This is a genomic window from Streptococcus sp. 1F3, assembly GCF_054968985.1.
Window position 1 is genome coordinate 1 of record NZ_JBUEQR010000054.1, and the last position, 17,832, is coordinate 17,832.

Genomic DNA, 17,832 nt, shown 5'->3' on the forward strand with positions numbered 1-17,832 from the left:
TTTGAAAACTTTAAAAAACGCATTTTGATTGCTTTAAACGTAAAGAAAGAGAGAACCAAGTTCGTCCTCTCTAGGTGTTAGCTTTTCATCAACCCACTACAGTTGACAAAGAGCCTTTATTTCTCCAAATGCCAAATGTCTTCATTGTACTGCTCAATCGTGCGATCACTAGAGAAGAAACCAGCCTTAGCAATATTAACAATAACCTTTTCTAACCAAGCATCACGATCTTCATAGTCTGCTAGCATTCCTTCCTTGGTCACAATGTATTCTTCTAAGTCGAGAAGGGTCATAAAATGGTCATGGTGTTTGAGATTATCCTGTAATCTCCACAAGCGCTCATCAATTCCTCCTGCCTGACGAACAAGGTCACTTGTGATAAAGTCAATCAGTGGCCGAATACCTTCTTTCTCATAGAAGCTATATGGATGGTAGCTACAATGTACGTAATGGTCAATCACTGTCTGACTATCTTGACCAAATATGTAAATATTATCATCGCCAACCAGCTCATGGATTTCCACATTAGCCCCATCGTCCGTACCGATCGTCAAAGCCCCATTGAGCATAAACTTCATATTCCCTGTACCAGATGCTTCTTTAGAAGCAAGGGAAATTTGTTCTGAAATATCAGCAGCCGGAATGATAAAGCTCGCCTCCGTAACATTATAATTTTCAATCATGACCACCTGCAAATGCGGACTGACTTCAGGATCGTGCTGAATCACTTGTGACAAGACCAGAATTAAATGAATCATATCCTGAGCGGTCGTATAGGCAGGCGCCGCTTTTCCGCCAAAGAACACCGTCAATGGACGAGCTGGAATATGACCTGCCTTGATGTCCAAATACTTATGAATCACATATAAGATATTCATCTGTTGGCGTTTGTATTCGTGCATTCGCTTAATTTGTACATCAAAAATCGAATCTGGGTTCACCTCAACTCCTTGAGTTTTGGCAATATGGCGTTGCAATTTACGCTTGTTATGGCGTTTAATCTTTTCCAATTCCTGCTTAAAGGCTCTGTCGTCTTTATAGGCAAGTAAGCCTTCCAAAGCCTCCGCATGGCGGTGATAATCACGTCCAATCAAGCCATCCAAATAATGTGCTAAGCGTGGATTAGCATGTAAGAGCCAGCGACGGAAGGTAATCCCATTGGTCTTATTGTTGAATTTATCAGGATACAGTTCGTAGAAAGCCTTGAGTTCTGATGACTTTAAGATCTCAGTGTGAAGGGCCGCAACCCCATTGATAGAATAACCATAGTGAATATCCATATGTGCCATATGGACACGACCATGTTCATCAATGATATTGACCGCTGGATGATCTTTAATGACTTTGGCACGACGATCCAATTCTTCAATGAAAGGAACCAGATGTGGAACAACCTTATTTAAGAAATGAAGGGGCCATTTTTCCAAGGCTTCAGCTAAGATTGTGTGATTGGTATAAGCCGTCATACTCTTCACAATCTCTACCGCCTCGTCAAAGGAAATACCACGGAGTTCCAAAAGACGAATCAATTCTGGGATAATAAGCGATGGGTGAGTATCATTGATTTGAACAACAGCATAATCTGCCAAATCGTGTAGATTAGACCCTTTAGCCACTGCTTCGTCAATCAATAATTGTGCGGCATTTGATACCATAAAATACTGTTGGAAAATCCGCAAAATTTTTCCTTGGTCCGTCGAGTCATCAGGATAGAGGAAAAGGGTCAGATTACGGAAAATATCCTCCATATCAAAATCAATTCCATCATCAATGATATTATCATCAACAGAAGCCAAATCAAAAAGACGCAGACGGTTTTTCTTTTCTGTCTGATAGCCTGGCACATCAATGTCATAGAGTTTTGATGTCAAGGTAAAGTGCGCAAATGGAACCTGATAAGAAATAGGAGATTCTGTCAACCAAGAATGGGGAGTAATCCACTCATTCGGTATAGCCGACTGCTGGTGGTACTGAAATAGCTGACGAAACAGACCAAAATGGTAATTGAGACCGACACCATCTCCATTCAAACCAAGACTTGCAATCGAATCAAGGAAGCAGGCAGCTAAACGACCCAGCCCTCCATTTCCCAAAGAAGGCTCCAGCTCCATTTCTTCAATCGTAATCAAGTCCTTCCCAGCTTCTGCTAGCTGGTCCTTCACCTCGTCATACAAACCTAAATTGATAAGATTATTGGACAAGAGCTTTCCAATCAAAAACTCAGCAGAAATATAATAGACCTTTTTCTTTTGATTATTCGTACACTTAGCTTCACTCCGTTGCTTCGTAAAAGCAAGTAGAGCATAATACAACTCTTGATCCGAGCAATCCTCGATTCGCTTGGCATACATAGTTTGCACAAAATTTTGTAGATTGATCATCCTTTTGTTCACTCCTCTATTTTCAGTCTTAGCTAGAAATACATATGCAAGTTTTCCGATTTTTTTGGAAACGCTTTCTACTTTATTGTACTATATTTTCCCCAAAAAGGCAATAACCTATCCTAAAAAAAACAATCCAGCGGACTGTTTTTTCTCGAGCCTGGAAATATAAAAGCGAGTTAACAAAGTAATATAGCCAATCCGTTTTATTGAAGATCACCACTTCTTTCTGCCTTTACCACCTTGAAATCCCATTGAAACTGCTTGGGCAAACTTAAAGAAACAATCATAAAATGATTACTACGATTGAAGAAAAAGTCTATTTCGACTAATTTTCGTTAATCTTTTTTCTTTTGCTAAAAAATAGAAAAACTCTTAGAAATACTGCTATATCAGTATTTTTAAGAGTTGCTTCAAGGTGATATTCACGCTTTGAATGTACTATTTTTCTGTCACTTAGAGGGTTTGTCTACGATTACTACGATTCAAACCTGTAAGTGAAGCGCTGTGCCACTATTTTAAAACTTAAACACTATATTGTCCTTTAGTCTATAGTTACAGAACGTAGACTAAATAATGATAAAAGATAAACGAAATGAGTATAACTCTTTGCTCCCTGCAGAGAGTCCAAACTAAGTGTCCGAAAATAGCTATCTCGGACACTCATCATACTTTATGCTTGTACTCAAAGAAAATCAAAAAGAGGCGAGGAAACACAATCGAAGATAGAACTGGAATTCATTAAGATAAGTTGACCAAGTATAATGTTGATTTTCAAAGGGTATTACTAGGATTATTCCTCTCTCTTTCTGTTACTAGAAAAGAAGACAGTCAATAAAATGGTGGTCAGTCCTAATAAAAAGCTCGTATCTGATGAACTATCATTAGTCGCAGGCAAGACTTTTCTGGAATGATTCGCCGGACTCATCTGAGCGACTAGCACTTGGTTGGCTGATACATCTTGCTCTTTTTGAACAAATGGGTAATCAGTGGAATCTTGATTCAACTGACCATTTGAACTTGCCCCTCCTATTTCACTTGTATCCAACTTGTTAATATGTTTATAGACAAGAGCATAGATACTAAAGTGTTTCGTGCTAAATTCAACTGTGTTCCCAATCTGTGTGAAGGACAGCCCCTCAAGTTCATTGGTATCATTGATATGATAGAGTGCTTCTACCTCTCCCTTAGCAGGTAAGCGAACCAACACAGAACCTTTCGGCTGTTGTACCCTGCCATTCTTATCAATAAGCATGATATCAAAGGCATCATAGGCACGATTTTCTAGAACTTGGGTCTCTGTCCTACGTACCACAATTCTCTCAATCCCCTCCAGAATATTCGCTTGAGCGGTGACAGACAAGCCAGTTACTGGATCTTTCAAGACACGAGTACCGACAGGAGGCAGAATGGGGCTTGGAGTTGCTTCTTCTGGCCGAACTGGAAGAGCAGGTTGGCTTGGTTGCTCAGGACTTGGAGTTGGTATCTCTGGTTCCGTTGGAACGACTGGTCTCTCCTCATCTGGCACTTGATGTTTATCCAGTTTAAAGAGCCGAATATCCCGTAAAGTCATCATCCTATTATTGACATCAGATGGCTGAACCTGTGCCTCAAGGATCGTTATAACCACCCTATCCACCTTTGCTGGATTTACCAATTCATGACGGGCCATCGCTTCAGCAAATGGACTCTCCACTAGATCAGATTCATAAACTAACTCATCTCCCAGATAGGTCGCCACCTTATACTTGGTCACTGTACCATTCCCTGGTGTTCGTTTGTCTATTTCGAGTGATGTCAAGTAGAAAGAAGTTCCATCTTGACGTTTGAAGCTAATTTCTTGTGGTAGACTGATTTCTGCTGGCAAGCGTCCGTCAATATAGTTTGGTTCCCAATCCCACTTGAGTTCTGCAAGGCTGTTTGGATTATCATCATTGAGGTTGGCAAGACCATTTCCTTCCTGATACACTCCATCGTTGCCTGATATAGTTAGTTCACTCGCAGGGATACGGCTTTCCTCAACTTCTGGACTAGCTGGCTCCACTAGCTGACCTTCATGCAAGATAGGACTAGAGGAACTGACACGGTCACTTCCTGTCAAGATAGCCGCTTCAAAGTTCAAGCTGACATCAGTCGCACGTTTAGCGCGCAGACGAATGCTTGCAATCTTCTTATCACCATGGATAACTGGATTATCACGACGATTACTGAGGAGAACAAAGGCTTCAATAGATTTATCACCATGTGTACGAACAGTTGAAAAGTTCTGCATACTAGCCACATCTTGAGCAATTGTTACCTGACCGATCACTTCATAGAGATCTTTATCAACCGGCAGGGCTGCTGTAATCGCATCAATATTAGTCAAGCCCTCACCAGTCAAACTAACCGTAAATTCCTCACCAGCACCAACACTATTTCGATCACTACTCCATACCAGACGACCTCCAGCTGGACCGCTCATCTTATCGCCTTCTCCAAGTTGATTAGTCACGTAATAAATATCTGAAGCATCAATTACGTTGTTCTTGTTCAAATCTGCAACCTCTACATATCCCTCAAAATCATTGTCCTTGCCACGGCGTAGACCTGCATAGTTTATCAATGAGGTGATATCATTGCTGTCAATCGTGCCATCAGCTGTCACGTCTCCAACTACACGGGCTTTGGTTCCATCCTTCTTGAAGACAAATAACTCTTGCCCAGAAACAAAGGTATTAGCTGAGTCAGCTGAATTGCCTGCTGTTCCCGTAACATTAAAGCGGACATAGCGGGCTGTTACACCTGCAGGGAAGGTGTAGGTCTTTTCAGTCGCATCTGCTGCCCAGTTCACTGTAGAATTTTCAGTAGTAAACCAATGTACCCCGTCTTCACTAAACAAAATTTCTCCGGTCATAATGATACCATTTAGACCGCCATCTGAGCGTGGAACATAGACTAACTTATCCAACTCATAAGCCGCCTGCAGGTCAAGAGTCAATAGTTCTGGCACAGCCTTGATGTCCCATTTAGAATGATATTGACTACCAATATTCTTATCTACCAGATGGCGATGTGGAGTATTTTCTTGAGCTTCCTGATTACTTTGGATATGAATAGTATCAATGACATTCACCAGAGGATTGGCCTTAGTCGTTGATGTAACCATCTCTGACCATGGTGTTACATGGCTATTAGCCACAATAGCTCGGATACGATAGTTATGCTGGCTGGCAAATGGAAGCTCCTTGTGTTCAAAACGCTCGCCTTTGATATTGCTATATCGTACACCATCAATTTCGAGTTCATAGCTAGTAGCTCCCTCGACAGCATCCCAAGAGAGAAAGACCGATGTTGCTGTATTTGCCTCATCATCAGTTGAGAGAACCGGTGCCTGCCCTTCTTCACGGCTTGGGATAGATTGGGCATTTCGATTCATGACAAATCCGTCAAGCTCTAAGCTAACTGTGTGGGCGGTCACATCCATAACAGCAGATTTTACACGCAAGACAGGATTTTTTGTGATAGCTCGTCCGTAGTAAGCTCCACCTTCTGTTGAGAATTGATTGAGGTTTGGCGTAGCATCATAGTAATAGACATTGCTCCCTGCTTTGAAAGCTTCCAGACTGTCTACACGGGCCAATTCGACCGCCTGACCATCTACGAGAAGACGAATGCTGCTTGGCTCACTTGACACATTCACATTGAATTGACTTGCCTTTTCTCTGACAAAGTTTTCGTAATTGTTGTCCGTACGATTGATTGTCAAGGTTACACGCTGACCATCTTGCATACTGGTCATCAAGGTCTTCGCAACTTTACCGAGTTTGTAGCTTTCTGTCACACCATCATCTTCAATAAGAGTAAAGTCTGTATTGCCATGTGGATAGAAATCTACCTGACGCAAGGTGTGATCCATTTCCTTATAATTATTATTGGCAGATGTAATTGGAATAATCGCTCCATTACGGATAAAGACTGGCAACTTCCAGATTGGGGCATTGAAGCTATTAAGCATCTGTCCACCTTCATAGATCTCTCCGGTAAAAAAGTCAATCCATTGCTCACCAGTCGGTAGATAAATCTTGTTCCGAATATCATTGCCATCTACATCACTTTGTACCTGCTCATAGATGGGAGCTACAAGAATATTTTTACCATACATGTATTGATACTGAACATCTTTAGTATAGTTAATTGCCTCATTTGGGAATTGAAGGAACATGGCTTGGATAATCGGATTGCCATTTGCTGCTTCATGCATGAGGCTATAGGAGTATGGTACTAGCATAGACTTCCATTTAAGATAGGAACGGTTAATATCTGTTGTCGTGTGGTCAAAGGCATACGGATTCTTCGGATTCCATCCCCAACCATCCATATTGAGCTGCATCCCTGTAAAAGTCTTCCATTGGTAATCACGGATATTGATAACCTTATTGCCCCCACCAAAGATACCGTCCATATCTGAGGTGATATTTGGATTTCCTGAAAGCCCTGTACCAATATAAGTTGGTATATGGAAGCGGATATACTCCCACTCACCACCTACCTGATCCCCCGACCAGATACCTCCGTAGCGTTGTGTACCACCCCATCCGTCTAAGGTAATGATAAATGGACGGGCATTCTTTCCCTGAGTAGTCATGATATGAGCGGCATCTGCAATACCATTGAGACCGAAGGAATAACCTGGCCCTACCCAAGCCACATCTGTCTTGAGAATACGGACAAGTGCTTCCCGTACTTCATTTGGCAAATCACGTTGTAATAGTGCAGCAATCTCCTCTTTTGGATGAAGATCTGATTGAGTCCATAGACCAGACTCGACACCGTGCTGACGAGCATACTCACTAAACTCTTTCAAATTCTGGATATTTCCCTCAAGTGTACTTGTCTGACCATACCCTGCACCGTATCCGTCATTTGATAAAATCCAGCCCAGAGGCATATCATTTCGTCTATAGCGGTCAATAACAGCTGTCGCAGTAAATGGATAGTTGGCATCACCCGGACGACCGTTCAATGACTCACGAATTCCCTCACGGTCTCCTAGATGTTGTGGCTGGTATTCCTTATAGTATTTACCGACTTCCTCAAAAAAGACTGCGCCTGGTGTCCCCTCTGGAACTTCCACCCAGTAGTCACGATTATAGGCATTAAGATGTCCTTCATAAAGAGAAAAGATTGGCAAGACCTGTGGCGCACCTGTCAGCTCGTAGTAATCTTTAAGCAAATCAATCGGTTTGCTATTAACGAAATAGTAGGCATCAAAACTTGGGTCATTATGTATAGTGCTGACTACAGTTGTATCATTTTGTCCAAAGTCATAGCGACCTGGACGGAAGGTATGGCGGAGGACACCGTAGCCATCTGTGGTCCAGTAGAATGGATTAGGAGAGGCAACTCCTCCATCTACCCAATTGTTTTCATTGACAATATTGATACTATGGCCCTTATGAGTAAAACGACCATTTTGCGTACCACCACCAAAGTATTGGCTGTTTTTACCAGCTTTCAGCGTTTGCTTGGTCTGTGTCGCCGTCATCTCCAGAGGGGCCGCTTCGGATAAGACAACCTTACGACTACGTTTATCATAGATTTCTAAGGTACTATGAGCCTTGCTGAGACGAAGTTCTACTGCTCCTGTGTCAATCAAGTAATGGCTATCAGCATCACGAAGAGCTGGTACAGATCCTCTTGAATAGTCAGATAAGTGTTTGACTACAATTTCAGCCGGTCGAGCTTCTGGCCAAGCTAGGGTAGGAGAATCAGTGAAGTTTTCTCCTTGAGCTACGATTTGATAGCGAACCACATGATCATTATGGATAGAGATTTTACCACGCTGACCAGTCGCATAAGTCACATCAAATACACGAGGGTCTATCTCACTGACAGCTATGGAGGTAATCGCACCCAAATGAGCCTCTTTTCGGCTGTATTCTGGTTCATTCAACTCCATTTCCTGACGTCGTTCCAAACCATCAATAGCAGCTTGAACTTCACGAACCAAACGAGGCACATCTTCTGCCTTTATCGTATTAGACGCAAGGGTTCTTTCGGTCTCTCCTATCAGATTAAGGAGAACACTCGCAGTTGCATCTGTATAGTAAGAAGAAAGTTCATTGTGAGCTTTTGCCTCTACAAGACTATCACGGAGAGGTTTCAGATGATCATGCTTGCCAAAAATCAATTCTGCTGCAGAACCAAAGCCACCAACCCCTTCTAAGACATCAAACTTGAGATAACGTGCTTTTGTCGTTTCAAAATCAACAGTCTTGTCTGAACTACTGCTATCAAAAGTACCGGCTGCCAACTCTACCCATTCGTCAGCCTCCGCCAGTTTACAGGAAAGTTTGTAGCGAGTTATATTCCCATTTGTACCAATTTGACGAGGGACATAGACCATGTGGTCAATGGTTTGTTGTTCTTTCATATCAATGGTAACTGTTGCTGGTAACTCTTTTTTACTTGGGTTCCACTGGGTATGCCAGATGGTATCACGATTACCGTCAAAGGCTGAGCCAATCGGATCACCTCCATCTTCATTATTTGTATTTACCGTCCAGTGACTATTATCCAGCTCCTCTGCACTAGTGTTCACATCCTGGCGAACAATAAAACGATCAATCAAGCCCTGCATCGCATTGGTGCGGCTGCCGATATACTCGACTGGAAGCGTTAGACTAGCAAGTTTATTCGGTTCGCCTGATGGCGTACTTCTGAAGACCCGATTGTTTTTTGGAGTACGACTTAACGTATGGACAAGCTCTCCATTCACCAAAAGATCTGCCTCTCCCTCACGACCGACAAAGGTCAATTCAACCCATTCTCCCTTTGGTAGAATGTAGTCAAAGGAGTAATCATAACCTTCTGTCGAGAATCCGACTTTACCAGTTTCTTTTTGTACTAATTTGATTGCCGAAGTACCTGACTCTGCAAGAATTTGCTCACCTGTTGCAGTAACGTCAAGTTTGACGCGAGCAGTTAAACTATTGCCAACGCCGACCTTTGTCAGCGGTGTCTTGATGTGACTTACACCACCACTGAGGCGCAAAGCATAGCCAGTTCCTACCTGTTCATAGCTAACATTAACTGGACTGGTCGCATCACGATCATTACCAGACACATCATCAAGTGTCTCTGTATCAAATTTATAATCAAGAACAACACCTGTCACACTGTCCACGCGGTGATAGGGGTTATAGTTGACAGGGTCTCCTATTATTGACTCAACTTTCTTTAGCTCTGCGTAATTTCCCATATCTCGATTCCCCCACATCTTAGTAGCGAGAGCTGGGAGAGCCGCATCAAAGCGACGGTAAACATCGTGTTCTAATACACCATTTGCTTGTTTGTCAATCTTATCATTCCAGATAGCAAAAGCTGCACCTATGACTTGTTTATCACCAACGGGGAGTCGTGTACCACCAAAATTATTGACCTCCCAATTGTTATAGAGATGTTCAGAGTTAAGATAGTCATAGTAATAGCCTGCTGATGGTACAATGTAGAGGTCACCATCAATCGTATTGATGAGCTTATATCCTTGGTCATACATGGCTTTTGGATTAGCCCATCCAGTATTCCAAATATTGAGCTCTGTACCTACTACCTGAACAGGAGTATTGCCTGCCTTAGCGGTCAAACTTCCCCAAAAACGAGGCGTCTTCCCCTTACTAATAGCGTACTTGAGCAAATCATCAGTAAACTTACGGAAGCCTTCATTATTGCCTTCAAATTCATCAACACCGATATGGATGGTGTCCGTATCCGCAAAGACAGAATTGGCACCACCATCAATATACTCGTTCCAAACTGACTTGATAAATTCTAAAGAATTAGGATTCGATACTTCCAGATGATCAACCCAGCGGCGAACCGTATGGTCTGTCATAGTCAGATCAGGACGAACCTTTGTAAAGGCAAGAGCATGCGCTGGTGCATCAAACTCAGGGACAATCTTGATCCCGTGCTTCTTCGCAAAAGCGATTAGTTCCTTAAACTCTGCCTTAGTATAAAAGAGATCTTTAGCTGTCAAATCTGCCTTATTGAGACCGTTATTGCCACCCTCTCGAATTTCCGATTCTAGACGGAAAGCTGAGTAAGCGCCCTGTGGTTTATCTGTATTTTGATAGTCCTCCACCTGTATATAATTATCATTTAGATGGATATGAAAGTCATTATACTTATACCAAGCCAACTTCTTAATCATATCTTTTAAAGTGCTCAGTTGGAAAGGTTTACGAGCTACATCAAGGACAAATCCCCGCGTCTCAAATTTAGGATAATCTCGTGCAATCCCTCTGTCAATACTGCTCGGATTTTGTTTGAGAACTTGGAGCAAGGTTTGGGTAGACCAAAACATACCTACCGCATCCTGTGCCTCTACCTTGACAGTATCTGCAATTGTCATCAAGTAACCCTCACGCTTGAGACCCTTGTCGTTATCGTTTAACTCAAAATAGAAATCTCCTGCCTTTGTTTCAGTCGCATAGACAATCGAAATCTGATGACCTGTAATCGTTTCATAATCTTCCTTAAAACTGGTAACTGCACTATCCAAACTCTCGCGGTCTTTGGGATTGACCACGATTCGTGCGGTTGGACCAACTTGAAAGACACCTGTATGCCCTTTCCATTCGGCAATACCTGGTAGAACCTTGAGCTTGGCATTATCTTCTTCAGTCACTCTGTACTTCCCGCGTACCAAAACTCTTCGTTCAGGACCAATAAGGGTTTCATCGCCTCTGGTCAATTTATAATTGAAAGTCACTGTCGTATCTACAATAGGCTGGTAAACGGTTAAATCACGGTCAATAATCTGCTCAAAGTCAGCACCAACAAATTCTAAAGTAACACCTGTTGGAGCTGCTGGCAGAGACCAGCGACCGATTGTACCATCAATCTCAGTAGGAAGATGCAAGGCACTCTCAATGTCTGCTAGGGAAGCTTTTTCCACTGTATAAATCGGCTGACGATACACCTCCAATTCATGTACAGAAACATTGCCCCAAGAGATCGAGTTCGTTGCATCTTTTTTACGCCCCTCATGCTGGAAGCTATCAATCATCAAACGAACATAACGTGCCTCTTGTGGAGTAGCTAAGGTAATAATGTCATCATGCTCTGGGCGACGGTTAAAACCGGCTACATCTGACCATGTCGTACCATCTTGTGATGTTTGTATCTTATAAGCTGTAGCATTATCTCGCTCCCATCGTATAACTACCGATGAAACCGTCTGATTGGCACCAAGGTCAACTTGCAACGTTTTTGGAATATCAGAAACAGCACTTGCCCAGCGTGAAGTCTTGTTACCATCTACTGCCTTGTCTGCTCCTAAAGAATCTGCCTCAACATCATTAGCAACAGCTGTTTTTTGATAAGCTAAGTTTTGGATTTTTTCTTTTCCTAATACTTGGAACTCATAAAGGGAGACGGAAGGCCAATTCAATGTTCCACCGTCAAACTGATCGACAACGAGACGGGCATAACGAGCAGTGACAGGCGCTTCTAGGACAATATTGCTCTTTAAAGGCAAATACTCTTCACTCCGAACACTCTTAACAAATGTAAAATCTTGCCCGTTCTGTGAAGTTTCAACACGGAAGCCCTTGATATTTTGACGTTCCCATTCAACAGCAAAGGCCTCAATTGTGCGCTCTTTTAGAAGGTTCACTGTCAAATACTGAGTATCCGTAGTATAATCTGTTGCCCAGCGTGAGTGATTTGCCTTAGTCGCCTCTTCACGGTTAACGATGCCATCTATTGCTTTTGAGGCATCAAAGTTAGTGCCTGACTCAACATTTGAGGCAGTAGCGATTCCCTCGATAGCAAAATTGATATAGTGAGTATTTTTAGCATTCTCTGGAACTTCTTCTGCTCCTCTTTCAATCGAATGATTGTCCTCTAAACTACGTTTTACGATTCTATTCGGTTGGCTTTCCATACCTTCATCCGATAGTTTATTAGAAGATTCAAATACTTCTGTCTTCTCATCACTATATGTTGTATTGACATCTTCTACTGGATCTCCGTCTGTAACCTTTTCAATCTCAGTAGGAACTAAGCTCTCTTCCATTTTATTGAATGCGCTTACATTTTTTCCTATAACAAATGAAGCCCCTTCAGTATCTTGAGCTGAGTCTTCCTGATGAATCATTTCTCTCCTTATCTGAGTTCCATCTTGCTCAGCTGCCAAAACCGTATCTTGTCCTAAAAAAGAAAAGGATAAGAAGGTTCCTACCAAAACTGCAGCTACACCGATATGAGTCTTCCGAATTGAATACCTCTGATGACGGTCAACGGAGTGCATTTGTTCTTTTTTCATACAAAATTCTCCTTTTTTATATATAAATATATTTTTTACATGCTAAGTATACTACATACTGTTCCCATTGTAAATAAAAAATAAAACTCGAGAAAAAATGAAATGCTTTAAATTAGCAATTAGTTGACAAACAAAATAATACATCGTAGAATAGTGATATTCATTTAATAGCATTCGTTTTTTCAATATCTTCAGTCCAGGAGCGACTTTATGATGAAAGGATACGTTTATGGAACAACTTTTCTTTAACAGAAAAAACAACTATACTGTCCGCAAAATGACTATCGGATTATGTTCGGTCTTTATAGGCTTTTGTTTCCTCGGAAGTAAGGCTAGTGCTCAAGAACTAGCAGATGCAGATCAAATGGATAGAGTTAAGATAATAGATTCATTTCTAGAAACTAGACCAAAGGATGTTTCAGAGTCCTTCATACCTCTTCCAGCCGAAGAGACAATAGAAAAACCTCTAAGCTCCTCTGAGATTCAAGAACCCCACTCCACTTTTTCTACTACTGGAAAAACTGTAGAAAACACAGAACTTGAGAAAAACACTAATCAACCAATAAGTAATCCTTCCCATTTAGAAGGGATTACAAATATGCAAGGATATGAAAATGAAGCTATACCCAACAATTACAACTCCGAACCGAGCAATCCTAACACTAACTCTGGCCTATCTTCAGAAGAGTTATCAACTTTAGAAAATACCGAGCCATTTTTAAAACCTCAAAATGTAACCGCTAACAAAATTAAAGCTGAAATAGACCAAGCAAGTGACTCTCCAAAAAATAGAAGCCGACGTGCTACTCATGAGGAGCCTATCGAACCCAAAGGAGCTATTCCTAACGCTGCACAGTTAAAATACCAAAAAGAAGAATTAGCTGCCTTTGTTCACTTTGGTCCCAATACCTTTAATGAGATTGAGTGGGGAGAACACTATGGTTCAAGAGAGCCGAGAGAGATTTTTAAACTAAAAGAAGAGTTTGATGCAGAAACACTCATCCGTACCCTAAAAGAAGCTGGATTTAAAAAAGTTATTGTCACAGCGAAACACCACGATGGTTTTGCTATTTGGAATAGTCAATATACAGATTATGATATTGCAAATACAGATTATAAACAAGGTGCTGGAGATATTCTAGCTGAAATCTCAACTGCTGCTAGTAAATATAATATAGACATGGGCTTATATCTATCACCTTGGGATATTCATGATACCAGTTATGGATACAGAGACGCTCAAGGAAATGCCTTGGTAGGGAGTGATGGGCAACCTATCAACAATATGACCTGGGAGGAAGTTGAAGAAAAAGATGTCTTTGACTATAACGATTTTTACGACAACCAACTTAGAGAAATCTTAGGAAACAAAAAATATGGTAACAAGGGACGTTTTACTGAAATCTGGATGGACGGTGCTAAAGGAAGCGGTACTGCTGTGCAACATTATGATTTCAAACGTTGGTTTGAAACCATTCAAAGTCTACAAGGAAAAGCAGCAGGATATGATTCTGATGTTCTATTATTTGGATCAGCGGATCGCACAACTGTACGCTGGATTGGAAATGAACACGGACACGCTCCAGAAACCAACTGGGCACCAGTAAAAAGAATAATCAATTCGGATGGTAAGCCAGATATCGATTCAAATCTATACGATGGATATAGCAGGGGATTTGAAGATGGGGAACAATGGACAGTTCCTGAAGCAGATGCCCGTATTACCTCTGGTTGGTTCTGGGGAAGACATAAAAAAACACCAAAATCAATGCAAGAATTAGCAGATATGTATTTCAAGTCAGTAGGAAGAAATGCAACACTCTTGCTCAATATTCCTCCAAATGACAAAGGAAAGATAGATGAAGCTATTTTAGAGAGAGTTCAAGAATTTGGACAAGCCATTCGAGAAACTTTTCAGACAAATTTGGCTGAACATGCAACCATTACCGCTACAAGTGAACGTAATGATTTTTATCGTGCTACTAATGTCCTAGATAAAAATCACGATACCCACTGGTCTCCACAAGCTGATCAAACCAATGGTAAACTGATACTTGACTTGGGAGAGAGCAAGGAATTTGATGTCGTATCTATTGAAGAAGCCATCCAATTAGGTCAACGTATCAACCACTACACTATCAAGACTAGTTCAGATAATCAGAACTGGAATCTGTTTGAAGAAGGGACAACCATTGGTTCAAAACGCTTGGTCAGAAAGGAACCTATTCAAGCACGTTATATATCCATCGAAGTATCTACTACTAATTCTGTTCCTGTCCTTAATGAAGTAGGGATTTATAAAACAAGTGAAGACTTTTCACTTGTTAAACGCTTACCTCAATATATCTCTATTATTGATAATACAGACAGCTCTACTGGGAATGGAATCGGTTTTAGTAATAGTTGGAATCAAGAAACAGGTAGTCAATATTTAAATGGTACTAATATGTGGGCTGGTCCAGATCAAATAACCACATTATCATTCGAAGGAAGCTATGCTCAAATAATTGGCACAATCGATCCCAACCATGGTAAAATACGTATTCGTCTTGATGATGGTGAACCTATCATTGTGGAAACAAGTGGGAAGAGTAGACAAGTTGGTCAACTATTGTACGAAACACCTGCTCTGAAACACGGACGCCATACCATTAGTTTGACTATTTTGAGTAAAGCTGCAGGTATTGAAGGAGCCTATATTCTCAATAATCAGGAACAAGGAATGTTTGAGATCGAGTACAGTAAATACACGATGCAAGAAGATGATACATTAGAAATGCTTGTTAAGCGAGTAGGTGGGAGCAAGGGAGAGGCGACCGTTGTTGTCGAGAATAATCCTGGTTCTGCTGTCCAAAGTGAGTACGATGCTGATTCAGGTGGCACACTCCTATTTAAAAACGGGGAAACTCAAAAAACAGTTCGCATAAGATCCAAACGTCAACTAAAAAAAACAGGTGATACCTATTTCACTATGAATCTAGTTTCACCAACTGGAGCTTCTATTGGTTTCAAACAGAAGGCAACAATCGTGATAAAAGACGCTGAAGAGGTAGATCTTGAAACCTTGAAAACTTTACTAGCAGAAGCTAAGACTCTTCCCCTTGATTCATATCAAAGCGGTGTTAAAGCGTTACAAAATGAAATCACTGCCAGTGAAAAGTTTCTGATTACTCCTTCTGCGCCAATTGACAACTCTCAACTAGCCAAACAAATTGATAAACTGAGACAAGCAATGGAGCATCTTGTCTCACGTACTCAATATACAAAAGATAGTCCCTTTATCTTTCCAAATACTCTTAATCAGAGCAAGATATTGGAAATGGAATTCGCTAGTGAATTAAATGACCAACACGGTGGTCCTTGGCCACTACAAGTAGAAGAGGCTGACTGGGCAAGTAATCATAAATTTCTCAATAGTTTAAACATTGATGATACAGTTCTTTACCCATATTCTCTTGAAAAAATAGGGGTCTACGAAGTAATTGCTACTTATAGAAGTGGGAGCCCTGCCAATGTTATTACTTGGGAAGATGATTCAAACCATATCCTAGCAGGTAGCATCTCTGCCGGAGCAACTGATGCTTCTGAAACCAAAACGGTTTCTTTTGATTTAATTGCTATCAGTCCTGGAACAGGAAATCTAATTTTTAAAGGAATACAAGGAAACTCTCCTCAGTTAGACAAACTAACGATTCGTTTAAAGGAAATACCAGCCATAGCAGAAGAAACTACTTATACACCTAGTCTTCCGGCACCAGAGGAACAGTCCGGAACCAATCACAAGGGAGAAACTACTCCTAGCGATGACAAGGATAAAAAACCAAAATCTGACACTCCAATAATAAATCATAAAGAAGAGAAATATGTACAAGTGAAAACTGCTGGTTCCCTAAACAAGGAAACGATTTACAAAGATCCCCTTATCGTACTGCATAAGGTTTCTCAAAACAATATATCAGATGTAGGAAATGTTCCTCCTAGAGATGATCGAGATCATAATCTTGAGAATAAGAAAGAAAAGTCCTTACCTCAAACGGGAACCAATCACCAATCCTTATTTTTATTAGGCATATTGGGTCTAGTAGGATTCTTATTCAATAAAGTAAGAACCTATTCTTCTTTCTTGCAATCTAAAAAACAATGAAATTACTATAATTCTCAAGTGGAGAAACACAAAGGTCTAGAGCATTCTGCTTTGCCACAGACCAGTAGACCTAATCTAGATTACTGAGTTGGATGGTCCGGGCGCAATACTTTATCCAAGAGTCGTTCCAACATATCTTGAGTAAGAGATTGAACGAAACGGTTTTCTATTTTTCCGAGACGAATGTTCAGCAGAGGAATACTTCTCCTCTTCAAGAGAGCGATAAGCAGCACCACGACCACCGCGTGTTTCAGTGGTCAGACCTTCTACTCCTTTTTCTAGATATAATTTTGTCAAAGTGGAAACGGTTTTCATTAAACAGTTTGTCAGCTCACTCACTTCGTGAACTCGTTTACCAAGGCTACGGAGGTAAACAATTTGAATCCAGCGTAGGTGATATAGTTGTTTCGTTTACTTTTAGTACTAGGCAAGGAGCTGCAGGCTGCTTCAACAGTCTAATGACTGTTGAAGGTTGGAAATCATACTGACGATAGTCAGTAACAATCGTAGAGTCCGGCAAAGTGAGTTCCAATCATCTGGAAGAGTGAAACAGTTCGGCGGACTGTTTCAGCCTGAGCCTAGAAATTTGAGAGCGAAGTGGGCAAGGTTGGAAATAAGGAAACGGAGTTTCCGCAATCGTTGAAGTAATAAAAGTTAAACTAAATGAGTATGGTCTCCGTTTCAACTGGGTAAGTCTGCTTCTTCCTCAGGGAAGCTTTCCTCACCAAACAAGCTCAAAAGCCCTATCTAATACTCTTTGAAAATAAAAAGTCCCTAATGTCTATAGGAGTTTCCACCATAGACATTAGGGGTTTTTAAAAATCAAGCAAGAGATATTCTCTAGGAGATTATCCCACTTGTTTAGTACTACTCAACTTTCGGCTCTTTGTCAACTGTAGTGGGTTGATGAAAAGCTAACACCTAGAGAGGACGAACTTGGTTCTCTCTTTCTTTACGTTTAAAGCAATCAAAATGCGTTTTTTAAAGTTTTCAAA

Annotated in this window: 4 protein-coding genes; 1 reads left to right on the top strand and 3 read right to left on the bottom strand. The window is 41.1% G+C overall.

Annotation, left to right across the window (positions count from 1 at the left end; all coding sequences use genetic code 11):
• Window positions 1-116 precede the first annotated feature (116 nt).
• Both glgP and ACVPON_RS05135 read right to left on the bottom strand, forming a co-directional pair.
• On the bottom strand, window positions 117-2,381 hold the full coding sequence (gene glgP / locus ACVPON_RS05130; protein ID WP_462876816.1) for a glycogen/starch/alpha-glucan family phosphorylase: 2,265 nt from the start codon (window positions 2,379-2,381) through the stop codon (window positions 117-119).
• 793 nt (window positions 2,382-3,174) lie between these two features.
• Window positions 3,175-12,693 carry a discoidin domain-containing protein gene (locus ACVPON_RS05135; RefSeq protein WP_462876818.1) on the bottom strand — a complete coding sequence of 3,173 codons (9,519 nt, stop codon included), beginning with the start codon at window positions 12,691-12,693 and terminating at the stop codon, window positions 3,175-3,177.
• 229 nt (window positions 12,694-12,922) lie between these two features.
• On the opposite strand from ACVPON_RS05135, the gene ACVPON_RS05140 reads away from it, so the two are divergent.
• Window positions 12,923-16,837 carry an alpha-L-fucosidase gene (locus ACVPON_RS05140; RefSeq protein WP_462876820.1) on the top strand — a complete coding sequence of 1,305 codons (3,915 nt, stop codon included), beginning with the start codon at window positions 12,923-12,925 and terminating at the stop codon, window positions 16,835-16,837.
• Between the two features lie 111 nt (window positions 16,838-16,948).
• Here ACVPON_RS05140 and ACVPON_RS05145 read toward each other — a convergent pair whose 3' ends face one another.
• Window positions 16,949-17,134: a hypothetical protein gene (locus ACVPON_RS05145; protein WP_462876822.1), complete on the bottom strand. Its 186-nt coding sequence runs from the start codon at window positions 17,132-17,134 to the stop codon at window positions 16,949-16,951.
• Between the last annotated feature and the right edge of the window lie 698 nt (window positions 17,135-17,832).

Bases quoted from the DNA above. Each gene is read 5' to 3' on its own strand.
- glgP (WP_462876816.1), bottom strand. From the start codon at position 2,381: ATGATCAATCTACAAAATTTTGTGCAAACTATGTATGCCAAGCGAATC.
- ACVPON_RS05135 (WP_462876818.1), bottom strand. From the start codon at position 12,693: ATGAAAAAAGAACAAATGCACTCCGTTGACCGTCATCAGAGGTATTCA.
- ACVPON_RS05140 (WP_462876820.1), top strand. From the start codon at position 12,923: ATGGAACAACTTTTCTTTAACAGAAAAAACAACTATACTGTCCGCAAA.